General features: G+C 41.9%; 16 protein-coding genes. 11 read left to right on the forward strand and 5 right to left on the reverse strand.

Going from position 1 to position 26,396, the window contains the following annotated elements; translation table 11 throughout:
• Positions 1-124 precede the first annotated feature (124 nt).
• Positions 125-3,316 (reverse strand): WD40 repeat domain-containing protein, encoded by a 3,192-nt coding sequence (locus V7K45_RS02170; RefSeq protein WP_334999926.1) that lies wholly within the window; start codon positions 3,314-3,316, stop codon positions 125-127.
• A 464-nt stretch (positions 3,317-3,780) separates the two neighbouring features.
• Here V7K45_RS02170 and V7K45_RS02175 point away from each other — a divergent pair, with 464 nt between their 5' ends.
• From V7K45_RS02175 to V7K45_RS02185, 4 genes are all read left to right on the forward strand, one after another.
• Positions 3,781-6,186, forward strand: a complete 2,406-nt coding sequence (locus tag V7K45_RS02175) for a GH116 family glycosyl hydrolase (protein ID WP_334999928.1) — start codon at positions 3,781-3,783, stop codon at positions 6,184-6,186.
• Positions 6,187-6,795: 609 nt separating this feature from the next.
• Positions 6,796-8,256, forward strand: a complete 1,461-nt coding sequence (locus V7K45_RS02180) for an ISLre2 family transposase (RefSeq protein ID WP_334999930.1) — start codon at positions 6,796-6,798, stop codon at positions 8,254-8,256.
• 515 nt (positions 8,257-8,771) lie between these two features.
• Positions 8,772-8,918: a hypothetical protein gene (locus tag V7K45_RS32880; RefSeq protein ID WP_442941948.1), complete on the forward strand. Its 147-nt coding sequence runs from the start codon at positions 8,772-8,774 to the stop codon at positions 8,916-8,918.
• A 1,125-nt stretch (positions 8,919-10,043) separates the two neighbouring features.
• Positions 10,044-10,394 carry a HetP family heterocyst commitment protein gene (locus tag V7K45_RS02185; protein ID WP_334999932.1) on the forward strand — a complete coding sequence of 117 codons (351 nt, stop codon included), beginning with the start codon at positions 10,044-10,046 and terminating at the stop codon, positions 10,392-10,394.
• Positions 10,395-11,389: 995 nt separating this feature from the next.
• On the opposite strand, the gene rpe is transcribed toward V7K45_RS02185, so the two are convergent.
• Complete coding sequence (gene rpe / locus V7K45_RS02190) at positions 11,390-12,097, reverse strand: ribulose-phosphate 3-epimerase (RefSeq protein ID WP_094349276.1); 708 nt, start codon at positions 12,095-12,097, stop codon at positions 11,390-11,392.
• A gap of 243 nt (positions 12,098-12,340) precedes the next feature.
• On the opposite strand from rpe, the gene V7K45_RS02195 reads away from it, so the two are divergent.
• Together V7K45_RS02195 and V7K45_RS02200 are read left to right on the forward strand one after the other, a co-directional pair.
• Positions 12,341-13,936 carry a S8 family serine peptidase gene (locus tag V7K45_RS02195; RefSeq protein WP_334999934.1) on the forward strand — a complete coding sequence of 532 codons (1,596 nt, stop codon included), beginning with the start codon at positions 12,341-12,343 and terminating at the stop codon, positions 13,934-13,936.
• A gap of 398 nt (positions 13,937-14,334) precedes the next feature.
• Positions 14,335-15,666 (forward strand): serpin family protein, encoded by a 1,332-nt coding sequence (locus V7K45_RS02200; protein ID WP_334999936.1) that lies wholly within the window; start codon positions 14,335-14,337, stop codon positions 15,664-15,666.
• A gap of 114 nt (positions 15,667-15,780) precedes the next feature.
• On the opposite strand, the gene V7K45_RS02205 is transcribed toward V7K45_RS02200, so the two are convergent.
• Positions 15,781-16,383, reverse strand: a complete 603-nt coding sequence (locus V7K45_RS02205) for a hypothetical protein (protein WP_334999938.1) — start codon at positions 16,381-16,383, stop codon at positions 15,781-15,783.
• A 264-nt stretch (positions 16,384-16,647) separates the two neighbouring features.
• Between V7K45_RS02205 and egtC the strand changes: the two genes are divergently transcribed.
• The 3 genes from egtC to V7K45_RS02220 all read left to right on the forward strand — a co-directional run bounded on the left by egtC (position 16,648) and on the right by V7K45_RS02220 (position 19,978).
• Positions 16,648-17,460 carry an ergothioneine biosynthesis protein EgtC gene (gene egtC, locus V7K45_RS02210; RefSeq protein ID WP_334999940.1) on the forward strand — a complete coding sequence of 271 codons (813 nt, stop codon included), beginning with the start codon at positions 16,648-16,650 and terminating at the stop codon, positions 17,458-17,460.
• 579 nt (positions 17,461-18,039) lie between these two features.
• Positions 18,040-18,249 (forward strand): hypothetical protein, encoded by a 210-nt coding sequence (locus tag V7K45_RS02215; RefSeq protein ID WP_194044515.1) that lies wholly within the window; start codon positions 18,040-18,042, stop codon positions 18,247-18,249.
• A gap of 64 nt (positions 18,250-18,313) precedes the next feature.
• Positions 18,314-19,978, forward strand: a complete 1,665-nt coding sequence (locus V7K45_RS02220) for an FAD-dependent oxidoreductase (RefSeq protein WP_334999942.1) — start codon at positions 18,314-18,316, stop codon at positions 19,976-19,978.
• A gap of 90 nt (positions 19,979-20,068) precedes the next feature.
• On the opposite strand, the gene V7K45_RS02225 is transcribed toward V7K45_RS02220, so the two are convergent.
• Positions 20,069-20,389, reverse strand: a complete 321-nt coding sequence (locus V7K45_RS02225) for a DMT family transporter (protein WP_334999944.1) — start codon at positions 20,387-20,389, stop codon at positions 20,069-20,071.
• Positions 20,390-20,701: 312 nt separating this feature from the next.
• Between V7K45_RS02225 and V7K45_RS02230 the strand changes: the two genes are divergently transcribed.
• Together V7K45_RS02230 and V7K45_RS02235 are read left to right on the forward strand one after the other, a co-directional pair.
• Positions 20,702-21,880 carry a GNAT family N-acetyltransferase gene (locus V7K45_RS02230; protein WP_334999946.1) on the forward strand — a complete coding sequence of 393 codons (1,179 nt, stop codon included), beginning with the start codon at positions 20,702-20,704 and terminating at the stop codon, positions 21,878-21,880.
• Between the two features lie 608 nt (positions 21,881-22,488).
• Positions 22,489-23,796, forward strand: a complete 1,308-nt coding sequence (locus V7K45_RS02235; RefSeq protein ID WP_334999948.1) for a serine hydrolase — start codon at positions 22,489-22,491, stop codon at positions 23,794-23,796.
• Between the two features lie 421 nt (positions 23,797-24,217).
• On the opposite strand, the gene V7K45_RS02240 is transcribed toward V7K45_RS02235, so the two are convergent.
• Positions 24,218-26,386 (reverse strand): cytochrome-c peroxidase, encoded by a 2,169-nt coding sequence (locus V7K45_RS02240; protein WP_334999950.1) that lies wholly within the window; start codon positions 26,384-26,386, stop codon positions 24,218-24,220.
• Between the last annotated feature and the right edge of the window lie 10 nt (positions 26,387-26,396).

Raw genomic sequence — 26,396 nt, forward strand, 5'->3', positions numbered from 1 at the left:
ATAGACCATTTGTAGAGACGCGATTCATCGCGTCTTTATCCAAAGATGTATTGCTACTGCCCTGATAGCCGTTTGCAATTGAGTTTAATACAAACCTTCTGAGAGGCACAGCAATGCCGTGTTTTTAACTGCTGACTTTACTCCATACATATTTTTGGCAGGTTTCGCAGGCGGCTTTTGCTTCCTCTGTTTGCGGATTAGTGAAGACGGGATGGTAACGTAACCTGTCACAACAAACTTGCAACCATGCACGCCAGTCACCGCGCCACAACCGTACAGTACTATCTTCACCGCCGCTAACAATCGTCTGCCCATCGGCGCTAATAGCCACAGAATAAACCCAACCCTCATGACCGCGTAAAGGTTCAGCCAAGGGAAGACCTTGCAGGTTCCACAACCGCACAGTGCCGTCATCACCGCCACTAACAATCGTTTGCCCATCGCCGCTAATGGCGACAGAATAAACCCAACCTTTATGACCGCGCAAAGGTTCAGCTAAGGCAAGACCTTGCAAATTCCACAACCGCACAGCGCCATCAGTACCACCACTAACAATCGTCTGCCCATCAGCGCTAATGGCAACAGAATTGACAAAACCCTGATGACCGCGCAAAGGTTCAGTTAAGGGAAGACCTTGGCGATTCCACAACCTTACCGTGCCGTCATCACCGCCACTAACAATCGTCTGCCCATCGGCACTGATGGCGACAGAATTGACATAACCCTCATGACCGCGCAAAGGTTCAGCTAAGGCAAGACCTTGCAGATTCCACAATCTTACAGTACCGTCACTACCACCGCTGACAATCGTTTGCCCATCGGTACTGATAGCGACAGAATAGACCCAACCCTCATGACCGCGCAAAGGTTCAGTTAAGGGAAGACCTTGGTGGTTCCACAACCGCACCATGCCGTCAGTACGGCCACTGACAATCGTCTGACCATCAGCACTGATGGCGACAGAATAAACCCAACCCTTATGACCGCGCAAAGGTTTCGCTGAGGGAAGACCTTGGTGGTTCCAAAACCGCACCGTGCCGTCAGTACTACCACTAACAATTGTCTGATCGTGAGTGCTGATAGCAACAGACCTAACATTGCCTTCATGACCACGCAAAGGTTCAGCTAAGGCAAGACCTTGGCGATTCCACAACCGCACAGTGCCGCCATCACTGCCACTGACAATCGTCTGCCCATCGGTGCTGATGGCGACAGACCTCAGATTACCCTCATGACCACGCAAAGGTTCAGCTAAGGAAAGACCTTGGCGATTCCACAACCGCACCGTACCATCAGCACCGCCACTGACAATGTTTTGTCCATTGGCGCTGATGGCTACAGACCTGATATTCCCCTCATGACCATACAAAGGTTCAGCCAAGAGAAGACCTTGGTAATTCCACAACCGCACCATACCATCGGCACCACCACTGGCAATCGTCTGCCCATCGGCACTGATAGCGACAGAAGAGACATCATTTTTATCCCCACGCAATGGTTTAGCTAAGGGAAGACCTTGGCGGTTACACAACCGCACCATACCGTCGGCACCGCCACTGACAATCGTCTGCCCATCGGCACTGATGGCGACAGAATTGACATTACCCTGATGACCACGCAAAGGTTCAACTAAGGGAAGACCTTGGCGGTTCCACAACCGCACAGTGCCGTCAGCACCGCCACTGACAATCGTCTGCCCATCAGCACTGATGGCGACAGAATTGACATTACCCTGATGACCGCGCAAAGGTTCAACTAAGGGAAAACCTTGGTAGTTCCACAACCGCACAGTGCCATCGGCACCGCCACTGACAATCGTCTGCCCATCAGCACTGATAGCAACAGAATTGACATTACCTTCATGTCCACGCAAAGGTTCAGCTAAGAGAAGACCTTGCAGGTTCCACAACCGTACAGTGCCGTCAGTACCACTACTAACAATCGTCTGCCCATCGGCGCTGATAGCGACAGAAGAGACATTACCTTCATGACCACAGAAGGGAATCGAGACTCTTGCTTTATTCACCACCCGATTCAAACTGTTCTGAACTGATGCAAGAATCTGCTGGGGTAGCTTTTCTTGATTCTCCCCCATAGCTTGAATTGCCAAAACTAGACTATCTAGGGGTTGTAAGGGCAATAAATCGTCTACTCTAGCCGCTTTTTCTCGTAACTGGGATTCAGTAAGCGCCCTTTCCATCTCGGCAATCCGGTCTTTGTCGTCGGCATCGCTGTGCTGGTAAAAATCCTCATCTTGTTGGGGTGATTGCAAATCGGGCTGCAATTGTTGCCAGCTATCTCTCACTTGGGCCAGCAATCCCTTTTGGATTAAATATTTGTCATCCGGCCTTTCATTCAACCATTCCCGTCGGGTATTTTCTAATGTCTCGCTCAACGGTCGCAAGTCTCGGTCTTGTTGTCGCCATAGGGCAAACTGCTGCCAACTTTCAATTAAAGCTTCATGGGCTAAATCAATCCAGACTTCTCCTTTTTCATCTTTCTCAGAAACTAATAAGCGTCCCTTAACCAATCCTGCTTCACCATCTAGCAACTCACTAAGTTGTTGCTGTTGATTGGCATCATTACCTGCAATATTTAATAATGTGGCTTTTGGTTGGCGCTGTCGGGCATCCTTTTCTCCCTCTCCTAGTCGCACTAACCGTAGAAAAATCTGCTTCATCCATTCCTTTTCTTGCTGACTGCGTTCTTGAATTGGGTATTCTTTCTCATAATCTTGATAGTGATAAACATTTTCCGCATGGAGATTTAACACCGCAGTTAATCCTCCCAACTTCTCATACTCTTCTTGGGTAAGTTGATGTTTCTTTTGCTCGCGTTTCTCCCAGAATTTAGTTAAGGCAAACTCTAACAATGGCAAATTCCCTGGTTCTTGTTGAAGATTTTGGAGAATTTTTAATGCTCCTGCTTCTTCAACACCATGAACCTGAAGCTGGGTAGGTTTGGCGATTGTCTCCTTGAAATCAACTCCAGTTAAAGGCGGTATAACAACTACTGGGGTTTGAATCAGGTGAGTCAGAGAAGGATTATCTAAACAGGATTCAAGAAAATCACCCCGCATAGTAATTACAACTGCTAACCGCGAATCATGAATTTCTACTACCCCAGTCAGTAGTTCAATAAATCTCTGCCGTTCTTCTTTATCTATACAAACTGTAAATACTTCCCCAAACTCATCTACCACCAGCAAAAATTTTTCTGTGCTAGTTAAAGCCTCTGCATCATCAATAGGTTTAGTCAGGCTGCCAAAACTGTTGCCATTTTGAGCAATTTCAACGACAAGGGCGTATTGTGTCATCTTGTTTTATTAAAACTATTGAGAAAATTACCTCTGTGCTTTAAAATACCCAAATTAACGAGTTATTTACCCACTAGAGTTAAAAACTCTAGATTTAAAGTTCAAGTAGCAGTTGAGTAACACGCAGTAAAAGCACAATGTTAAAGTCTTAGTGACTGGGATAAGCTCTATACCTTATAGTTCAGTAGTAATTACGGCAGCAATGTCTAAGGGCAAGCTACGACCAGTTAGAAAATTTCAGCTTAAGTTGACACCAATGCAATACTTCTCGGTTAAAGGGAAAAGGAAAAGACAAAACCTTTAACCCTTACCCCTTAACCTTTTCCCAAAACCCGATTCAGAATAAAAAATGCGCAAAGGGAGAAGTATTGGATACCAATGGGCATTACCGTGCCACTACCTTGAGAAAAATCTCACATCGCGCTAGTCTTCATTCACGTAACTGCACGCTGTAACATTAGGCGATGACAAATCAACTCTCTCTAAAAATTCCTTCTTGCACTTGGAGCCGTCCCATCGGCTTAGGTTGGGATAAACCTTATACAGTCCGCTATGCAAGTAATATTGATGATGGCCCTTGGCATGGTATGCCTTTAGGCGGCTTTGGTGCAGGTTGCATCGGTCGTTCTTCACGGGGAGACTTTAACTTGTGGCACATCGACGGCGGTGAGCATACCTTCAAAAACGTTCCCGCTTGTCAATTCAGTGTGTTTGAATCCAATAGCACATCTTCCCAAACCTACGCTTTGTCTACCCAAGCGCCCGATGATGGCACTCTCAAAGCTTGGCAATGGTATCCGACATCTCCCGACACAGAGGGAACGGGCGATTATCACGCGCTATATCCACGTAGCTGGTTTGTGTATAAAAATGTGCTTCAAGCACAGTTGACTTGTGAGCAATTTTCCCCGGTCTGGGCAGGTAATTACCAAGAAACTAGCTACCCTGTGGCAATATTCCTCTGGAATGCCCACAACCCGACAGATGCACCGATTACTCTCAGCATTATGCTCACCTGGCAAAATATGGTGGGCTGGTTTACAAACGCTCTCAAATCTCCCGAAGTGCGCGTGCGCGATGATGGGAGTCCGGTTTACGAATACCAACCACGTTGGGGCGAAAGTCAAGGAAACTACAACCAGATAGTTGAAAATACACAACAGTTTGGCTGTGTTTTAAGTCGGGTTGGTAGTGATGCTTTGCAAGAAGGTGACGGAACTTGGTGTATTGCGACGCTGAAACATCCGCAGGTGGAAGTATTTCATCATAGCCGCTGGAATCCTGAAGGAACAGGTGATGAGGTATGGGAAAGCTTTACCCAAGATGGCTCTTTGCCCAATTATGTTGATACTACTCCAGCAACAGAGAATACACAAATCGGGGCTGCAATCGCAATCCGTTTCACTCTCCAACCAGGCGAAACTCTCGAAATCCCCTTTGTCGTCGCTTGGGATTTGCCGATTACAGAATTTGCGGCTGGAGTTAACTATTACCGCAGATATACAGATTTTTTTAGTAAAAATGGAAACAACGCTTGGGCGATCGCATCTACTGCATTACAAGAATACCAAAACTGGCGATCGCAAATTCAAAGTTGGCAAAAACCCATTCTCGACCGAGAAGATTTACCCAACTGGTTTAAAATGGCTCTATTTAATGAGCTTTATGACCTCACTAGCGGCGGTACTCTTTGGAGTGCTGCATCAGAACTTGACCCCATCGGTCAGTTTGCGGTGCTAGAGTGCTTAGATTACCGTTGGTATGAAAGTCTTGATGTACGGTTGTATGGCTCTTTTGCCCTGCTGATGCTATTTCCAGAATTAGAAAAGTCGGTGATTCGGGCATTTGCACGGGCGATTCCTCAAGGTGATGATACTCCCCGAATCATTGGCTATTACATGACAATTAAGGCCGAAGGCCCGATTGCAGTTCGCAAAGTTGCAGGTGCAACACCCCACGATTTAGGCGCACCCAACGAACACGTCTGGCAGAAAACCAACTACACCAGCTATCAAGACTGTAATTTATGGAAAGATTTAGGTAGTGATTTCGTTTTGCAAGTATACCGTGATTTTTTACTCACGGGTGCTGATGATGTAGAATTCTTAGCAGATTGCTGGAATGCGATCGTTCAAACCCTCGACTACCTGAAAACTTTTGACCTCGATGGCGATGGGATTCCTGAAAATTCTGGCGCCCCCGATCAAACTTTTGATGATTGGCGATTACAAGGTGTCAGCGCCTATTGTGGTGGGTTGTGGTTGGCGGCGTTAGAAGCTGCGATCGCAATTAGCGATATTTTATTAACTTACCAGACAGGTGACACAACAGAGTTGGCAGCGCAAAAATCCACTTATGAAACTTGGTTACAACAATCTCTTCCTATTTACCAAGAAAAACTCTGGAATGGGGAATATTACCGACTGGATAGTAAAAGTGGTTCCGATGTGGTAATGGCAGATCAATTGTGCGGACAATTCTACGCTCGTCTGCTGGACTTACCTGATATTGTACCGAGCGATCGCGCCCTCTCTGCCCTGAAAACAGTTTATGAAGCTTGCTTTTTGAAATTCTGTAATGGTGAATTTGGTGCTGCTAATGGTGTTCGTCGTGATGGTTCACCAGAAAATCCCCAAGCTACTCACCCCCTAGAAGTTTGGACGGGGATAAACTTTGGGCTGGCGGCTTTTCTCGTGCAGATGGGAATGAAAGATGAAGCGTTGAGGTTGACGCAAGCTGTGGTGCAGCAAATTTATGAAAATGGTCTGCAATTTCGCACGCCAGAAGCTATCACCGCAACTGGTACTTTCCGCGCTAGCACTTACCTGCGACCAATGGCGATTTGGGGGATTTACTTAGTTATTAATTGATTGACTATCAAAGCCGTTCTCGTTCTGATACAACACACGTAGATGTCATGGGTGTCAACTTAAGCTGAAATTTTCTGACTGTATAAGTTTTGCCCCCAGTCCCTCTCCCAAAATCAGCAAAAGGAAGCAAATTCTCCAGTTCCCCTTCTCCCAATATGGGAGAAGGAGTTAGGGGATGAGGGCATAGAACCCTTACTCTTAACTAACTTCTACCTTAAGTTGACACCTATGACAGATGTGCGTCCCTACCCAATACTTGTCTGGTTTTGGGGGAAAGGGACTTATGTTAAAGGGGAAAAAACCTTAGATATCGAGCCTTCCAATCCTTTTCCCCTTACCTTTTTCCCTTTAACCGAGCATTATTGCGTCCCTACCAAATTTAACCGGGAGCAATGCGATTTTGTTAGACGACCCAAAAAAAGTGCGATCGCTAATAAACTTCTTCAGTACAAAAAGATATTGGCTACATAATAGTTAGTATTAATACTTACAATATCCGAATAATGAAGAGCGTCTGTAACATCAGTTTGGAGTGCTATTTTTTGTGGGTACAAAAAAAGGTAGAATTCCCTTTTAGCAATAGTTTTGAGATAGGAAACGCCTACCTTGATGAAAAAAGATATATATGCAACTTTAGATTTAACCAAATCCTTAGAAGATTTTAAAGTTGAGATTACGAAACTTTTAGAATTAACTAATGTTCGAGAATGGGATGGGCGAATTGTCAAAGAAAGAGAACAAAAAATTAGAGATGCAGCCCTGATTTTAGCTGGTCAATCTATCGCCTTGTTTTTATATAATCTTTCCCAATCTCAAGAAGCTCTCGATACAGCAATAACTCAAACTCAAGGCTGGTGGCATCCCCAAACGCAAAGGCATGGTTTCAGAAAAAGACAAATATTAACAGTTGGAAATGTTCTAGTGACTTTAATTTTACCTTATGTAGTAACAATCACTGAAAAAAATGATAAAAATAAATCCGAGAGCCAAGGCTTCTGTCCATTTTTAAAATGGTTGGGTATGTCAGAAGGCTTAACACCATTAGCCTGGTCAACTATTGCCCAATATGGTGCAATTGCTGGTTCCTTTGAAGCTGCATGTACAATCCTAATTGATTGGGGAATTAATATTAGTTTCAAACGAATAGAAAGACTAACATATAAATTTGGTCAAATTGGCATCAATTTACGTCAATCTAAAATATTAAATCGGCAACTGGGAAATTTACCTGAAGGTAATCTTCTCAAAGACCAGCGAGTTGTCATCGCTGTAGATGGCGGTCGGAGTAGAGTCCGAATTAATAAAAAGGGAAGAAAAAATTCCAAAACAAAGCGACATGGATTTATTGGTCAATGGATTGAGCCAAAATTGTTAACAATTTATGTTGTTGACGGGCAAGGTAAAAAAGTGAAGAACTCGGAAATTCCTATTACTAATGATGGTACTTATGATGGATACAAGGCGCTTTTACAGATTTTAGAAGTGCATTTAGTTGATTTAGGAATTAGTCAGGCAAACCAAGTCTTATTAATTGGGGACGGCGCGGAGTGGATCTGGATACATATTCCCCCACTTTTGACACGATTAGGATGCCCACCTGAAACTTATCAACTCTTCGATTTTTATCATGTTACTGAAAATTTAAAAGTATTTGCAGACGCAGCTTTTAATGAAGAATTACAGTCTAAACAATGGTTTATAAAAGCTAGAAAGAGTTTAAAAAAAGGTAATGCTAAATCTTTAATCAGCCAGATGGATGAGTTGATTGCTCTAGCTACTGGAGAACGGTGTAAGATTATGGTAGGCAAGCGTAATTATCTTTTAGATGCTTATCGGAAAGGACGTTTAAATTACGATAAAGCAATACAGAAAAAATTACCTATTGGTAGTGGTGCAATTGAGAGTTTAATCCGCCAAGTTGTCAATTTAAGAATCAAGGGTAACAGTAAATTTTGGTTGCAAAAAAATGCAGAAATTATGTTGCATCTGCGTTGTCAATGGATAGCTGGAAGTTGGGATATTTTTTGTGGCTCTATCTTTAACTCCTTTATTAAACCTCAAACTGTTTGATAAGTTTTATACTTTACTTCTCATTTTCAGGTATTAACTGCTGTAATTAATACTAAGTATAAAATACTGATTGTAGTTGGAAATAATTGTCAAATGACTTGCTAGTAGTCTTTTTGAAATATCTCAAAAAGATAAATCCTTGTGTAAAATAATATATTTTATGTAAATAAAATCACTTACCACTTAGATTTGATTTTTAGCGATCGCACTTTTTTTGAGTCGTCTAACAAAATCGCATTGCTCCCAATTTAACCTGCCTTCATCTGGAAAAGCAAAATCTAGATTTGCGATTTTATTTTCCGAGTATTTCCGGAAACGAAGGAAAATTTCAGTAATGGTAAGAGTTGAAGCATTGAGAATTTAAGACTAATGTTTCAAATAAATGCAAATATTACTAGCTTTAGCTATAAATATTGCTGATAGTCCCTAGATTACGTTCACAATCAAAAGCTAGGTTATGACGTGCCTATTACTTTACTCAACAGCAAAGTTCATCAGATTATAGCGCTTCGTGTTTGGCAATGATTAGCCAACACTGGTACATACGCTTAAACCCCTACAGCTTGCGTAACTTAACGCCACTAAATTTATTTTACAGGTGCATTTCACCAGCCTTTATTAGAAGCAGTCCAAACTTGCAGGATGTGAAGCGTTATCAGTGAGGACTAGTTTTAATTAAGGTGGACTAATACTATAACCCTTGGATAGCTCGTTGTCAAGTAATTCATTGTGTAGTTGTCTGGAGAGATAAAGGCGATCGCATATTTATTTTTGATGTACCACTATTTAGCCTAATTGCTACTACATTTGTAATCTCAATTTTTTAAATCTGTTAGATATTCAGACATTAGAGAAATTACTGCTAAATCAACTTCATAATCTTCTGTGTTAATTAGCTTTATCTCTATTCTCAAATTCTCTAATCTTGTCCAAACTTAGCCTACTAATGCTTTTGAATAAAAGTATTCATTTGCGGATATTTTTATTGACTCCGCTAACGAGTATTAGAATTATCTATATATATTATTAACCAGGACTTTTATTTAAAGCCTGGGCTATTTTATGATTACTATTCAAGCATTATAAAATATTCACTGTCGGTTTACAGCAATTTTATTTAGATACGCTAAAGCTGTAGCTTTTGCCAACCAATAAAGACAAGACTAATAAGTATTATTCTCTAATCGAACTTATTTAACAATAGGTTCAATACTATGGCTGGCAATGGTTTGATTACCGATTTACTAATATTTTTATCGAGTTGTTTTACATTCTAGTTAATGGTACTATTTTCTAGTGACTCGATAATAATAAAGGTTTTAAAATGATATCGGGTGAGGGGTATCACCCCTCAAGAATTAGCCAAAGGGGACAAAACTAAAAGCTGCACAATCCACAAGTAAGTATCTGAATAGATTCAGTAAATTTGACCTATAAATATACTAAATTAGCAGATGACATTAACGACAAAAAATAGTATAAATACGAATGGTCTAGTACCGCTCAAAGATAAATATATTTTTTCTGTTAGTCTAAAAAAATATGCAAACTTCCCGGAAATTGCCTAATTCAACAGTAGTAAGAAATATAAGCGTGTGAACCAAGAACATTTATTTACTTATGGATTTTTATCTCTTCTAAACATCTAACACCGCTCTAGTGCTGATAATTTGCCACAAGCAATTCAACCTTTTCAAAAAGGCTAGTACAGTCTGTACGCCTCAATTGAAGCACCAACAATCACAACAAAAGAAAATAGTTTACTTCATCCAGGATAACTAAACACTATGATGAATCAAGACATTGCTGGTATTAGTAGTAACTTAGATAAGACAGTGAAAGCTCAACAATTTGACAAAGTAGTTGAGGCAATTCTTGCTGGAAAGTATTCCTGGGCATGTGTTTTAATGCTGCGATTTGGTGGTTATAATCCTCTCCATTACATTCCATATCGCACCTACAATCGATTGCTCAAAGAAAACTCTCAAGCAGATAGGACAAAACAACAGCAAACTGAAAATCTAAAAATGCTGAAACACGTTCATGATTCTCGGTCTGAGAATAATGTGTCATCAAGCTGCTTAAGCAAAATTAAAGACATAGCTTATCTAGAAGTAGCTAGAAAGCAAAAAGCATAAATCCTTGGTGAGAGTTTAAACCAGAGATTGACATAGTAAATTAACGAACATCAATCAAGCAAATTGCCATTAAAACCAGAAAATGTTCAAGACGTTTCCTTGAAATCCTGTGGATTCAATTAAAAAGTATTTGGAATCAATAGATTCTGCTCTGAAGTTGATTGATTTTCTGAAAGCCTGCGATGCTAATTTAAAATTTATAGCATGGCAGGTTTACTATCGCAGTCATTAATTTTATAAATTTGGCAAAAATCTGCCAAAATGGCAAATATATACTAATGATATTGGTAAACTAATAACAACTACAACTTCAACCAAAATAGAGGTGATTTAGCAAGCAAGTTAATTTAAAAAATAAAATCAACGATTAGTTCTAACTATGAAATAAATCAAACTGATTACAAAAGTAGTCAGCATTTCATGGAGTAAATAACTCCTAGACCAAGACCAATAATTCAACCGTTGCTACTGGTGGTTCTTTTTCTGAGGAAGTTTAAGCAAAAATAATTTGAGGAGGTGGATTCCCCCAAGCCAAATTTTACACAGCTTTCACTGACTGCAGACGGTGCGAGTAATGCCGATCAAACTTTCTATCCTGTGGTTGGTGTTGCTTTAGTTAATAAAGCAAACGCTTAACATCAATTCCAGGAACGGAAATAGAAAAGTTACGGTGAAATTGTTGTCCTTGGCTGATAGAACTAGTAGCTTATACGCTTCTCTTTCGACTATTGTAATCCTAGTCCTCCCAACCGGGATTATCTTTGGTTTCTAAACTTCAATTTATATAACACTACTGGAAGCTCAAAACTTGAATAGCTTCCAGTTTTTTATCTGTATATAAAAAGAAATAAGGTAGGCAATTTGCCCACCTTATTTTTTGTGGATAATAGATATCTGGTGAAATTAATCTCGAACCCTTCTAGAGACGTAGTACCGCTACGTCTCTACATTCCTTTTCACTTCCATGTTTAATAATTGGTTAATTCAAAAAGGAATTAAACCTTAGCTAATTCTGGAGTAGGACTCTTGCTGTTGCGAATTGCTGTAATAGCCTCAGCATAATCTTTAGCATTAAACACAGCTGAACCGGCAACGATCGCATTGGCTCCCGCTTCCAAAACTTGCCAGGTATTATTTGCCTTCAGTCCCCCATCCACTTCAATCCACGGGTCAAGACCACGTTCATCACACATTTGGCGTAGCTTGCGGATTTTGGGTAATACACCAGGGATAAAGCTTTGACCACCAAAACCAGGGTTAACGCTCATAATTAGTACTAAATCGCACAAATCTAGAACATATTCAATTAGTTCTAGAGGGGTACCAGGATTAAGTACAACACCAGCTTTTTTACCAAGCTCTTTAATTTGCCCCAAGGTGCGGTGTAGGTGTGGGGAAGCGTTATGCTCGCAGTGTACGGAGATAATATCAGCACCAGCCTTAGCAAATCCTTCTACGTACTTTTCTGGCTCCACAATCATCAAATGGACATCCAGAGGCTTGGTTGTAATCGGACGAATCGCCTCGACAATCAGAGGGCCTATCGTAATATTAGGTACAAAACGACCGTCCATGACATCAACATGAATCCAATCCGCTCCAGCTGCATCTACGGCACGAATTTCGTCACCCAAGCGACTAAAATCGGCTGATAGGATAGATGGAGAAATTACAATGGGCTTTTGAGATAGGTTTTGGGTCATGGCTAGTGGGTTTTTAAGCGTCCTCGTCTGTACGCATTGTAACAAAACATTGAACAAGACTCATAATTTTGATCCCGGTCTTTTGGGGAGTGGGGAGGCAGGGGAGCATACTTCGACTACGCTCAGTAACCGGGGGAGCAGAGGAGGCAGAGGAGGCAGAGGAGGCAGGGGAGGCAGAGGAGGATGAGGGAGAAAAGGCAAATAACTAATGCCCAATGACCAATTACAAATGACTAATAACTAATGACTAAAAAACTAACCTGGATAATTTGGGGATTAACTGCTTCTTGTCTGAGTGCGCCGGTAATTGCTTCAGCTTTAGAATCTGCACTAGGAACTAATGGCATTGATGCTCTGAAGCTACACAAACCTCCTTATAATTTAATCGGTCGCAAGATTGCTATTGGTCAAGTGGAAATTGGTCGGCCGGGAATGTTTGGGTGGGATAAGGCGGTGTCTAAAAATCGTGCCATATCTTTAGCAGCGGTTTTCTTACGCAATGGCCCAGCTAAGTCTAATAGCGGTGTTGACCCCCACGCCTACAATGTTGCTGGTGTGATGGTCAGTCAAGACAAAGCTTTGCCAGGAGTTGCGCCGGGAGCGCGATTGTATTCATCGGCGGTGGGTTCGACTAAAAACATGGGTCAGCCAGAGGAGTGCTTATCGGCACAGCACATAGCGCTCCAAAATGGTGGCGATGTCCGTGCGATTAACTTTAGTTTTGGGGAACCTCTGAGCCGCGATCCTCGACCGGAAGCTACTTTAAACGGCAATGCTTTACTAACTTTATGTGTTGACTGGTCTAGTCGCGTTCATGATGTTTTGTATGCGATCGCTGGCAACCAGGGCAAAGGTGGTATTCCTATTCCTACAGATAATTTTAACGGAATAAACGTGGCTTTTTCATCCCGCCGAGGGGGAGTTTTTAACAAAGTAGACGTGGCTAATCTGGCGGGTGTTAACCAAGGGGTGAATGGAAGACTAGCTGGAAGGGAATTTGACCTTGATGGGCGTCGCGCTATCAGTTTAGTTGCTCCTGGTAATAATATTCCTTTGCTTAATCCAGATGGCAAATTGAATAAGGTTACAGGTACAAGTTTTGCAACACCTCAAGTTACAGCTACCGTTGCTCTGTTGCAGGAACTTGCAGACCGACAAATGCGGACAAAACAACCCCACTGGAGCATTGATTCTCGGCGTCATCAAGTGATGAAAGCTGTATTGCTAAATTCAGCAGACAAACTTTTAGATAGTGGCGATGGCTTAAAGTTGGGAATGACTCGGACGCTAATTGATAAGCAAAATCAAAACTGGCTAGATTCTGATGCTTATAAAGATCCAAAGATTCCCTTGGATGCCCAAATGGGAGCAGGTCATTTGAACGCATTTCGCGCTTATCAGCAATTTAGTGCTGGTCAGTGGCAAGCATCAGCTGCGGTGCCTGCTATTGGTTGGGATTATCGCACAGTTGATGTTGGAGCATCTGTTGACTATATATTAGCAAAACCCTTAAAGCAGGGAAGTTTTGTTGCTGTCACCCTGAGTTGGGATCGATTGGTAGAACTCAACGATAAAAATAAAAACCAGCAATATGATGTAGGCGAAAATTTTCGCGATCGCGGCTTAAATAATCTCGACCTATACTTAGTAAAAGCTGATGCTCAAAATTCGGAAGCTGGTGCTGTTTGCTCCTCAATCAGCCAAATTGATAGTGTAGAACATATTTTCTGCCCCGTTACTGCGACTGGCAATTACAAAATCCGCGTCCAGTTTCGTAAAAAGCTGAATGAAGCGACTCAACCCTACAGTTTAGCTTGGTGGAGTGTACCTATTAATTGAAATAGAGTAGCACAAATATCTGTGTAAAATTACAGCGTTTTTCTCGTTCCTATACAGAGCATGGGAACGAGATTTCCTGCCTCTAAGAAACGTTATTCGATCTCTAAAAACCTCACAGAAGTGGTTATTTTATGATTGCGTAGCTTACAATACGTTTATACGTAAAGATAAAAATTCTTAGAAATCAAAATTTTTATAACTCGTCTGTATAGCCGTCTCAATAAGGAATTAGCACTTCCACAAGTTGTGTTTAATTACTCTGAGCTACTAATTTGCTGTTACGAAAACTGTAACAGTCCCATTTTTCTATTGGAGTAAATGCAATAGTTAATCATTGACACAGTATCTGCGTCAACTCTGAGCACAAATCGGGAATCTTTGGCAAGTGAGGTAGCAGAATGAATCGCCATAAATTGAGTGATGCAAAAGAAAATTTCCTACAAAGACGTTACGGTGTGAGTCTAGGTAGACGTTATGCTCTGGCCGCTGCAAGTGTCGTTTTATTCAGTGTATTAGGGTGTTCTCAAGTCGATAGTAATAAAAGTGCCGTTGCCCAATCTAGTTTACCTCAGCCAGAAACTCCATTGCAAAAAAAAACAGCCAAAACTGATACAAAAATCGTTGAGTCTAGCAATAAGTTTGGCTTCAAACTATTTTCAGAAGTACTGAAAAACGATCGGGGTGAGAAGAATATTTTTATCTCACCTTCGAGTGTTGCGATCGCTCTTGCTATGACTTACAACGGCGCTAGCGGCTCGACTCAACAAGCAATGGCAAAAACCCTGGAATTACAAGGGATGAATCTACCAGAAATCAACTCTTCTTATGCGGCGGTATTAAAACAGCTTTTAGACAATTCGGATACGAAATTGCAATTGAAAATTGCTAACTCCCTTTGGGCAAATCAAGATGTTAGCTTTGCGCCAGACTTTCTCAAGAGAACCCAGGACTTCTATCAAGCCAAAGTCAGCAATTTAAACTTTCAAGATGCCGCCGCATCTAGTATTATCAATAACTGGGTCAAAGAAAATACTAACGGTAAAATCACTAAAATAGTTGAAAAAATTGAACCAAATCAGGTATTATTTCTGATTAATGCTATATATTTTAAAGGTAATTGGACTAACGAGTTTGACAAGAAAGAAACTGCTCCATACCCTTTTTACATCACATCTGGCAGGCAAAAGCAACACCCAATGATGTCACAGGAGGGTGATTATAGATACTATGAAAGTGAAAAATTTCAGGCAGTTAGTTTACCTTATGGGAAAGATGGTAAGATAAGTTTTTATATATTCTTACCCAAAAAGAATTCTAACCTCAAAGCGTTTTATCAAAACTTGAATGTTGAGAACTGGGAAAAATGGATGACTCAGTTCAACAATCAAAAAGGGTTTATTCGCCTACCCCGCTTCAAAACAGATTACGATATTACACTCAATGATGCTTTAAAAAGTTTAGGTATGGGGGAGGCTTTCAGCAACAAGGCCAATTTTTCTGGCATGGGTAAAAATTTTGCCATTAGCCAAGTTAAGCATAAAACTTTTGTCGAAGTGAACGAAGAAGGCACTGAAGCGGCTGCGGCTACTTCAGTGAGAATAGTAACAACATCTGCGAGAGAAGAACCAGAACCGTTCCGAATGATTGTCGATCGCCCCTTCTTCTGTGCCATCAGGGATAATCAGACAGGAAACATTTTGTTTATGGGTTCAATTATCGAACCACAATGAGGATGTAGGAGGAATTGAAGACTTCATCTTTTTAAAAGATAACTTCCACAAAACAAAATCTTCAGTGAATATAAATGATTAATTTACATTCACTGTATGTGCGGATAGGAATTTTTATAAATCATTATCCATAAAGGGAACTATGGATGGTGAAAATCTTTTTAGTGATGGGGAAAATTCTAACCTCGCGGCATAATCATCTATTTGTGATAGTTCCAGTTCAATTGTTTGCTGCTCTTTTTCATCAAAAAGCACCTGAATTTGATAACTTGTCCAGAATTGTTCACCTAGTTCATCTTCTAAATCAAAAGGCTGTTCTTCATCACCCCATATATTCGACCAAAGGACTATTTGATTAGCCCGAAAATGGTTTTGACCTTTTATATCTCCAACTACAAAATATACTTCGACATTTAAATCAAGTCCCAAATCATCGACTTCTGCCTCTGCTATCTGACAGCTAACCACAATTAAACTATCTGGGTTAATATCTACTACCTGCTGTTGGCGTTGTAATAATTCTTGAAATACAAAATTGGGTAATAATTTTGAACTCTCCTCAAGGAGATTTTTTTGAGTTTCTGGAGAGTAACGAGTTTTTAATTCTTGCGCGATTAAATTTAAAATATCTTCACTAGCTAAATTGACAACTATCTGTTTATTTGCAGAATTAAGGAAACATCCTTGATTAAGATTAATGTGTTTTTTAATTGGCATAGTTATTTAAAATCCTTTGAATGCGAACGGATAATTCACAAATCAAGCTCAAACAAAGATAAGGAATAAATATTACTTTAGCTTCTGTTCTATATCTTTAGCAAGACAACAAAACCATGACTAAAGTCACAGATCAAACATACACAAGATAAACAATAATTGTTAAATTAGTAATGATTTGCAATAATTGTCCAGTTAAAAGGTTCGATTTCTATCGGGGCTTGTGACTGATTTTTCTTACTCTTTCAGCAACATCGTTTTTTTATGTGTAGATTAATTGGCTATCTTGGTAACGCCATCCTCTTAGATGAGTTGCTGTATAAACAAGAGCATTCGCTCTACAAACAAAGTTACAGTCCTTTGGAATTAAAATCAGGAGTAGTTTGTGGAGACGGAGTAGGTGTAGGCTGGTACGACGAAGTGGGTAAACCCTTTATTTACCGAAATACTATCCCGCTGTGGAACGAGCCGAATCTGGAAGAGTTGAGTAACTATGTACAATCCAGTTGTACTGTAGGCTATGTCCGATTAGCTGGAACAGGTGAATCCCTCGACATTAGCAATTGTCAGCCATTTCGTAGTGGGAAACTTTTGTTTGTGCATAATGGCGAGATATCAAACTTTCAACAAACTCTTTGTAGACCAATACGCGAGAGCCTTTCTGATTCTACTTACCGCCTGATTAAAGGTACGACTGACTCTGAACACATCTTCGCCCTCCTAGTGGAAATGTGGCAGTCGTCTCCAAACAGCACTCTGTTGTCAGCATTAAACGCCACACTTAAAAAATTGACTAAGTTGGCATCAGAACACGACACCAGCTTTAGTGCCAATGTAATTGTCAGTGATGGTCAAGCAGTTGCAGCAATTCGCTATGCTTATCGCACACAAGCACCTACTCTTTATTGGTCTTACGATCAACTCAAGCAGCCAAACCAAGTTATTGTTGCTTCTGAGCCTTTATCCAATCACCAAAATTGGACTGCTTTTGATGAGCAAAGTGCGCTATTTGTTGAAGCCCAATCATTACAGCCAACAATTAGCTTGTTGGAGAGATTTGTTCCCATTGGGATTTAAATAAGCATTGCGATTTTGTGGAAATTGAGCTTTTCTCTCTAAAGTTGGTGCGATATGAGACTTGCATTGCTGTTACTTGTGCCAAAAGGCAACAGTTGCAGGCAAATCAGAGAGACAACATAAATTATCCGTCCTTTCAACTCCTTTGGGAGCTAGCGTCACCGATAGCGAACGCGAGTGCGTCTTGTAGAGAAGCGTTAGCGAGTCATCGGTGACGCAATCATTATTACTTTATGGCTTCCTTGTACTCTGTCCACCACTATACCCACGGAAGCTGGAGCGATCGCATACTTACTTATAATTGTGCCGAGTACGAGTATAGGGAGAAACAGATATTTCCTAAAACCTCAACGCGAGCAATGCCCTGTTGCGTTATTCAATCCAATTTCAATTACCCTGAATGACCAAAATAGTTTTATGATTCTCTACGAAAGCTTATTTGAAATTATTTTAGGTTTACTACCAAAATATTCTCAAGCTCATTCTAAAACATGGTGTAAATCACCTTTAGGTGATTCGTGCAATGCTGGTTTTAAACCTTCTTCCAAGGTCAAATAAAGTACAGGGAGATGTAAAAGTATGGCTGAACACTCATTTCATGACCAACTGAGTTTAGAGGAACAAACTGAAAAACTCGGCAAGCAAGCAGTAAGCTTAGGTTTGATTCCCAGCTTTGTGGTGCATTACTTTCCCGATACCTGGGTATTTTATATACCCAATGAAACTCAATCGGAACCGCTGACACCAGAAGAGGCATACTTTCGTTTAAAGCAACTGGTTAAACAGTAGATATTTTGACGACGAATATTTGAAGATAACGGCTAGACACTGCAATTGTTAAGTAACAGTAGTTATGGCGAAACCAGCAATTTTAACCGTCGATGACGATCCAGAAGTATTGCAAGCGGTGTCACGAGACTTACGTCATCAGTATGGCGATCGCTTCCGTATTGTCCGGGCAGATTCAGGGATCGCGGCTCTGGATGTGGTGCAGCAACTAAAATTGCGGAATGAATCAGTTGCTCTATTTCTCGTGGATCAACGTATGCCCCAAATGGGAGGCGTGGAGTTTTTGGAACGAGCAAAAAGCATCTTTCCCAATGCGAAGCGTGCCTTATTGACGGCCTATGCAGATACGGATGCTGCCATTAAATCGATTAATAGTGCCAGACTTGATTATTACTTACTCAAGCCTTGGAATCCACCAGAAGAGAGACTATATCCGGTTTTAGATGATTTGCTAGATGACTGGCTAGCTGGATTCCGTCCACCCTTTGAAGGTATTCGAGTCATTGGTAATCGCTGGTCGCCTTTTTCACATCAGGTGAAAGATTTCCTGGCACGTAACCAGGTTCCATTTAAGTGGTTAGATATTGAACTGGAACCGGATGCAGAAAAATTAGTAGAATACGCCCAAGCTGATGGCAGACAGCAATTGCCATTGGTGCTGTTTCCCGATGGTTCTCGGTTAATTCAACCATCTAACTTAGAGATTGCTGCCAAAATTGGACTGCAAACTCAGGCAGAGCGTCCCTTTTATGACTTAGCGATCGTGGGTGCTGGCCCTGCGGGACTGGCAGCCGCCGTTTATGGCGCTTCTGAGGGATTGAGTACTGTCTTAATTGAGCGGGAAGCGCCAGGAGGCCAAGCAGGTACGAGTTCGCGAATTGAGAACTATTTGGGGTTTCCTGTTGGCTTGAGTGGTAGTGATTTAGCAAGGCGGGGAGTTACTCAGGCGCGGCGATTTGGGGTAGAAATTCTTACTCCTCAAGTAGTAACTGGGGTTCGACTGGAAGATCCTTATCGGATTCTGCAATTGGCAGATGGTAGCGAGATTAGTTGTCATGCACTTTTAGTTGCAACCGGCGTTTCCTACCGTTGGCTAAAAGTTCCAGGAGCAGAGAAGCTCACAGGAGCAGGAATTTATTACGGTGCTGCCATGACTGAGGCGATCGCCTGCGCCAACGAAGAGGTTTACTTGGTAGGCGGGGCAAACTCTGCTGGACAAGCAGCAATGCATTTTGCTAAGTATGCCAGCAAAGTGATCATGTTAGTGCGGGGTGAGTCACTAGCATCAAGTATGTCTCAATATTTGATTGACCAAATTGCCGCAACTGAAAATATCAAAGTTTGCACGGGTTGCAGCGTCGTGGAAGTGAAGGGAGAGGAACACTTAGAAGCAATTGCGATCGCCCATGCTAAAACTGGACAAACCGAAACTGTGCCAGCGCGATCGCTATTTATTTTCATCGGTGCTAGCCCCAAAACTGATTGGCTCGATGGCGTTATTCAACGCGATGCTCAGGGGTTTATCATCACAGGGCCAGACTTAGCGCATAATGGCAAATCTCCTCGTGGTTGGTCTTTAGAACGCTCTCCTTTCTTATTAGAAACCAACATTCCCGGAATCTTCGCAGCCGGAGATGTCCGCTACGGCTCAATTAAACGGGTGGCATCCGGTGTCGGAGAAGGTTCGATCGCCATTCAATTCGTTCACCGCTACCTAAGTAATGTTTAGCTAAAGCAGCCAATACTAAGCTGTATAAAATCTGCAAACCCCCTCCCCTGTCACCTTCGGTCACTGAGCGTAGCCGAAGTGCTGCCCCCTTCATTTACTTGCGTTGATCCCAATCACCCCGATGATGATTAAGGAGATCGACACAAGTTTGATGAATGTGGCAGATTCCCGAAACCAAATAATCCCAATAAAAGCTACTAGAATAGTTCCTAATCCAGCCCAGACAGAATAGGCGACACTTACTTCAAGTCTCTTGAGGGCAAAGGTCAAAAAAGTAAAACAAAGTCCATAGAAGACAAATATTAATACTGAAGGAACTATTTTAGTAAATCCCTCCGATAATTTCATGCAAGTTGTGCCTGAAACTTCAAAAAGGATTGCAATTATAAGGTAAATCCAACTTGTTAACATATTTTTTGTAAGTGGTTTGCTAAGAGCAACTCGCCCTAAAAATAGAATAAACAGTCCTGAAGTAACTCATTAAAAATTTTTACCAGTGTAATATCAATTCTCCATGAAGATGCTTTGGAGGGAAGGCGTAGCCAGGAGATAAATATATGCAGCTTCACAAAGAAACGGTATAAGTGTTCCAACATTTAAAAGCAAATGTGCAGTAGTATAATTGAGGCTATTCCGAGGCTTTATGGCGATGAAATTGCTCAAGTATTAGGGCAACATCTGCTGTAGTGTGATTGTGTTTTTGTCCTACTAATGGTATAAGAGATGACGGCTCAATTTGAATACAGCACTCTTGCCGATCCACAGGATATTCAGCAGCTAATATATATCCTTGAGCAGTGTTTCATCAGCGGATTTGGTGGCGAGGAAGCTTATATCAATCTCATTGGCGTAGAAAATTTCCGTATTATTCGGGGATTTGGGCAATTAGTTGGTGGATTGGCAACTCTGGATATGGGTCAGTGGTGGGGTGGTGTGCGCGTACCAATGACAGGAATTGCCGCAGTGGGTATTGCTCCAGAATATCGCGGTTCGGGAGCTGCGATCGCTCTCATGCAGCAGACGCTCAAGGAACTTTATGCTAGAGGTATACCGCTCTCTGCTCTTTATCCAGCTGTGCAAACTCTGTATCGAAAAGTCGGGTATGAGCAAGGAGGTAGCTGGTGTAATTGGGAAGTTGCTACTAGGAATATCCAAGTGCGAGAGCAATCCCTACCTTTGCAACCCATAGTGAATATCAATCATCAAGTCTTTCATCAACTATATCAGCAGCAGGCGAAACTAACGCATGGATATTTAGACCGACATCCCGCAATCTGGGAGCGGTTAATTCAACCAGATGAGAAGGAAACATTTTACGCATATTTTATCGGTACAAAAGAGAAACCTGAAGGCTACATCCTTTTCAGTCAACATTCAAAAGAGGATGGCGCAATTTTGCGAATCAAAGATTGGGTAATTCTCACAACTGCTGCTGCACACTCATTCTGGTCTTTTCTTGCCAGTCATCGCTCTCAAATTGAATACGTGCGATGGAGGAGTTCTGTAACCGATTCTTTGACATTGCTGCTACCAGAGCAAACTGCCAAGCTTAAGAATACGATGCGTTGGATGCTGCGGGTAGTAGATGTAGTCAAAGCGCTGGAGATGCGGGGTTATCCTTCGGGAATTGAAGCTGAATTGCACTTAGATATTCAAGATAATTTGCTAGATGCAAACAATGGTAAATTCATTCTTTCTGTTGCCAATGGACGCGGTGAAGTTACAAGAGGTGGAAAGGGTGAGTTGCAGTTAGATATCCGAGAATTAGCACCACTATATACAAGCTTGTTCGCTCCCTACCATTTGCAAATAGCCGGAAAACTGCATGGGACAGAAACTGCTATTTCAGCAGCTACGCAAATATTTGCAGGTAGTTCTCCTTGGATGGCTGATTTCTTTTAATGTGAGATGACAGCAAACCTCTCATTTTGAAAAGTTCAAGGCAGGGAGAGGTTCGTCAAATTCACGTTAAAAAAGGTGAATAGGGGCACGGCAGTGCCTATTAGTGTCAACTTAAGCTCAAATGCGTGTCCCACAGGCGTTTTACCCCCCTTAATCCCCCCTTGTCAAGGGGGGAAACAAGAGAATCCCGTTCCCTCCCCTTGTAAAGGGGAGGGTTAGGGTGGGGTAACGCTGATGCTGATGGGAAGCCAGTTATTAGTTGACACGTATGGACAGTGCCGCCCCGACGCGAAATATATATATGTATTAGGGTTTTACTTTCTCTCTCTATACAAAATATAAATAGGAAACATAATTAATCCTTCGCTCGTCCTTCCGCTAGATTAACAATTTCTGTTGTTGTCAACTCACACACAAATAAAACTGTCAGCGATTTACTTTTAATAAGTAATGATGATTTATCGTGCTTATCTAATCCCAATCCTCATCTAGTAAAAATAACTCAACGGGATTTATGACTTTTTCTCCGGAAGTTCAGCACAGTCATCAGAAAACAATCTAAGTAAACCTGATTAGTCGCTTCTAACTTGCACACCCACATTCACAACATGAAATCACATCTACTGGCGATTGGTTTAAGCAGTTTGGTTCTAGTTGCAGGACAAGCAAAAGCCTCACAATTACAGTCTTGGTACTATGATTCTAGCCAAAACCAATTAGACCTAACTACCACTTCGGGAATAGAACCAAAAGCCTTTTTATTAGATAATCCAAATCGATTAGTGATTGACTTACCCGGAACTAATTTTAATTCCGATACTGTCAAACGAAGTTTTGGTAAGGCGGTCAAAGAAATTCGCCTCGGCAAACCAGACTCTCAAACCACTCGTTTTGTCGTCGAGTTAGCTCCGGGTTATGATGTTACTTCCCAAAATATATCAGTTAAAGGAGATTCCCGTTCTCATTGGAGTTTCAAATTCAATTCATTTAATCGGCAAAGTAATCCCATTGTTGGGGAAAATAGAGAAGATATTGCCATCAAATCCACAGATGCATCGACATTTGCTGGAGTTGTTAATCTTGGTCAAGAGATGGCTGGTATCACTTCTCAAATTCGCACTTTGTTAGCAAGTTATAAAACATTAAATCCAGGAATATTTTTCTTAGATTTAGATACAGGAAACTATATAGATATTAATGGCGAAAAAAGATTTGCTGCTGCCAGTACAATCAAATTCCCCTTATTAGTGGCTCTTTTCCAAGAAATAGACGCTGGTAGAATTAAACTTACCGATAAATTAGTGATGCGGCGCGATTTAAAGGTTGGCGAATCTGGAACTATGCAATACAAACCCATCGGCACTAAATTCAGCGTCCTAGAAACTGCTACCTTAATGATGACAATCAGCGATAATACCGCCACAAATCTGATTCTCGATCGCTTGGGTGGGGCCGCAAAAGTTAGTCAACGTTTTCGTAGTTGGGGATTGCAAAATACAGCACTTCGGAATCTACTTCCAGACATCGGTGGCACAAATACAACTAGTTCTAAAGATTTAGTCAGATTGGCGGCGTTAGTTTCTAATAATCGTTTGTTATCCGCAAGTAGCCGCGATCGAGTTTTAGGCATTATGCGCCATGTCAAAACCAATAGTTTATTACCAGCTGGTATCGGCCAAGGAGCGACCATCGCCCATAAAACTGGTACATTGAGATTTATCATTGGTGATGCGGGTATTATTCAAATGCCCAACGGCAAAAGCTATTTAGCAGGTGTTTTGGTGCAAAGACCAAACTACGATCCCAAAGCTGGAGATTTTGTCCGTGAAGTTTCCAGAAGAGTCTATAATTACCTAGACAATACCAAAGTTAGCAATATAGAACCCAAATTTGGCGATGCCTCCGGTGGTCACTGAGCGCAGCCGTTCGCGGAGCGTCTCGTAGAGAAGTGCGGGCTACGCCTACGCATTCGTTAGTCAAGCGATCGTAACTTACTAGTAGTCTGCTAAGGTAACTTTGCGTTGTGGTCAGCAGAGGAGCGGAGGGGCAGAGGGGAAAGACTTACTGCAAGTTTCTCCCCTGCTCCCCTGCCTGTCTCCACGTAGAAATTTTGGGTTGGTGAACTACTAGTCCACCACATCAATAATGAGTGCTGAGTGCTGAGTGCTGAGTATTGAGTAGGATGAATAAGTTTGTAGTAAGGACTTTAGTTCTTGGTTTGAGGGCTAAAGCCCTTACTACGAACTCCGCAATTGCACCAAATTGCAAAAATAGGGACGTACATTTGTATATCCCTACATATCTATCTGCATTCAGGTATTTCGTCGTGAAATGAGATTAACTAAGGAAATTTGGTGTACCACCGTTACCACTCCTACCAACAGCAGGAATTTCCACTGTGTCATCTGTAGCTTTACCAGTGCCGTCATTGACAACGTAATTAGTGTTACCCACATGTCCATTAGGGATAAACAATTGTGGATGGTCAAAGGGCGCTTTATCAAACCGAACTCGGTCATCAGTCAGTCCTTTTAAAAAGGCGACCAAATCCTGTTTTTCTACTGGTGAAAGATTTAGCGGTGGAAGTACTCCAAAATCACCACCACGATTGTAAAAATCAACCACTTGCTCTAGAGTTGCCTGACCTCCATTGTGGAAGTAGGGAGCAGTTAGTTCGACATTGCGAAGTCCCGGTGCTTTGAAAGCTCCGTTTGCAAACACAGGTTCACTGGAATTCAACGGTGGATTGAGGGTTGGGGGATTTTCGCCCAGGAGATCCTTAAATTTACCCAACTGAGCCAATCGTGCTTCTGAAAGCGGATTACGTTGACCGTTACTCTGCAAACCGTCATAACCACCCAAACCGGGGTCGTCTGTGGCAGGTCTGACACCGATATTGAAGAAACCAGTGTCTTCTGGGGAGTTTGGCGGGAACGGCGCACGCTTGATTCGTCCCTCTTTAGCCACGCTGCTGACTGAAGCAGCTGTTAATTCTAGTCCAGTGTGGCAACCAATACACAGACCTTTGCCCTCAAACAGTCCTTTCCCTCGTTGCTGCTGCGCGGTTAAAGCGCTGGTGTTTCCTTCCAAGTAGCGATCGTAGGGCGTATCATTAGCAATGAGTGTAGACTCATACAACTGAATTGCCAGCCCAAAGAATAATGAGAAGTTGTACTCTAGCAATGTATACTCATTAGTCTGCAAAGAGCGATCGGGCCTCTTGATAATAGTCCGTTTACCGTCAGAGTCAACTTGAATGAGTCGATTAGAATTCCACCACTCTGGCTTGAAGGCCTCTTGAATCATCTGCTCGTAGGTTCTATCTTTAAGTCCAGGTTTAGGCGATCTACTATCTTTACCTAAAACGCTGTCTTGTGGATGCACAATCTGTTTACCTAGCGGTCTCAGAGCTAATAACTTTTTCGCAAGTTTTCGGGGGAGCTTTTTACCCTTACCAACGCTGAGAGGTGTTATGTCAATTCGCCCGAACTGACTACCATCCCCGAACTTATCACCAATTTCTTGAAAAGTGCGACCATCTGCGGATGACTCAAAGGAACTAAGTGGCGGGCCGACAGCTTGAGATGCCAAAGACGAGTTCTTGAGGCTGACTTTCACAAATTCTACCCTAATTGGGTTTATAGCCTTGACGACAGCGGCATTAGGATCTCTTAAACCGAAGGGATTCACCCCATTAAAGATGTCTTGTGCTCTTCCATCCCAAAAGTTACGAAAGTTGAATGCAGCATTAATCACGGTTGGCGTGTTACGCGGCTCAACGCGCCGCACATTTATACCTCCCACCTTAAATACCGGATCTGGCTCGGTTGTAACTTTGTCTTCTGCATTCCCAGGTGTGACATCCACAAACTTCGTATTGAAGATCCCCTGAGAAGAACTGACATCGTTACGGTCAGATACAACAGTCTTAGGATCGTTTGGGTTTGACAGCTTGTGGAAGGGAAAATCTCCTGGTTTGAGCTGATAGTTTGGTAGTCCGCCGACATTAAAAACTGAATCTGGATTCTCTGTACCATCGGCGTTGACCCGCAAAAGCCCAGGAGCAATCTGATTTTTGGATCTGTTGTCAGCTCCAGCATGGAAGTGACAACTAGCACAGGAGGTCTTTCCATCGCTCCCAACCTGCATATCCCAAAAAAGAGTCTTTCCTAATTTGATTGCAGCCGTTTTGTCTTTTACGAAGTCTCCAAGATTGTCAGGTTCTGGAACCGATACGCTCTTAAGCGAAACTGGAGGCGGGCCCGTAACCTTTGCTGATACAGTATTTCCAGCTATTACTGCTGCCAGAATAATGGCAGCAATTGTTGTAGTTCTTGAAAATCTCGATCTCAAGTAATTGGGTTTGCCATATCTGAATCTCCACTCTTGCCGCTTTATTTTTGTCATCAAAGATTTGAGCAAAAATCGACCTCTTGAGGTCAGCAATAAGTAACTTGATAAGGCAGTCGTAAAGATTACTAAGCTGATTATGGGTGTAATCCCCATAGTTGTTTTA

The sequence above is a fragment of the Nostoc sp. genome (assembly GCF_036917375.1).
GTDB lineage: Bacteria > Cyanobacteriota > Cyanobacteriia > Cyanobacteriales > Nostocaceae > Nostoc.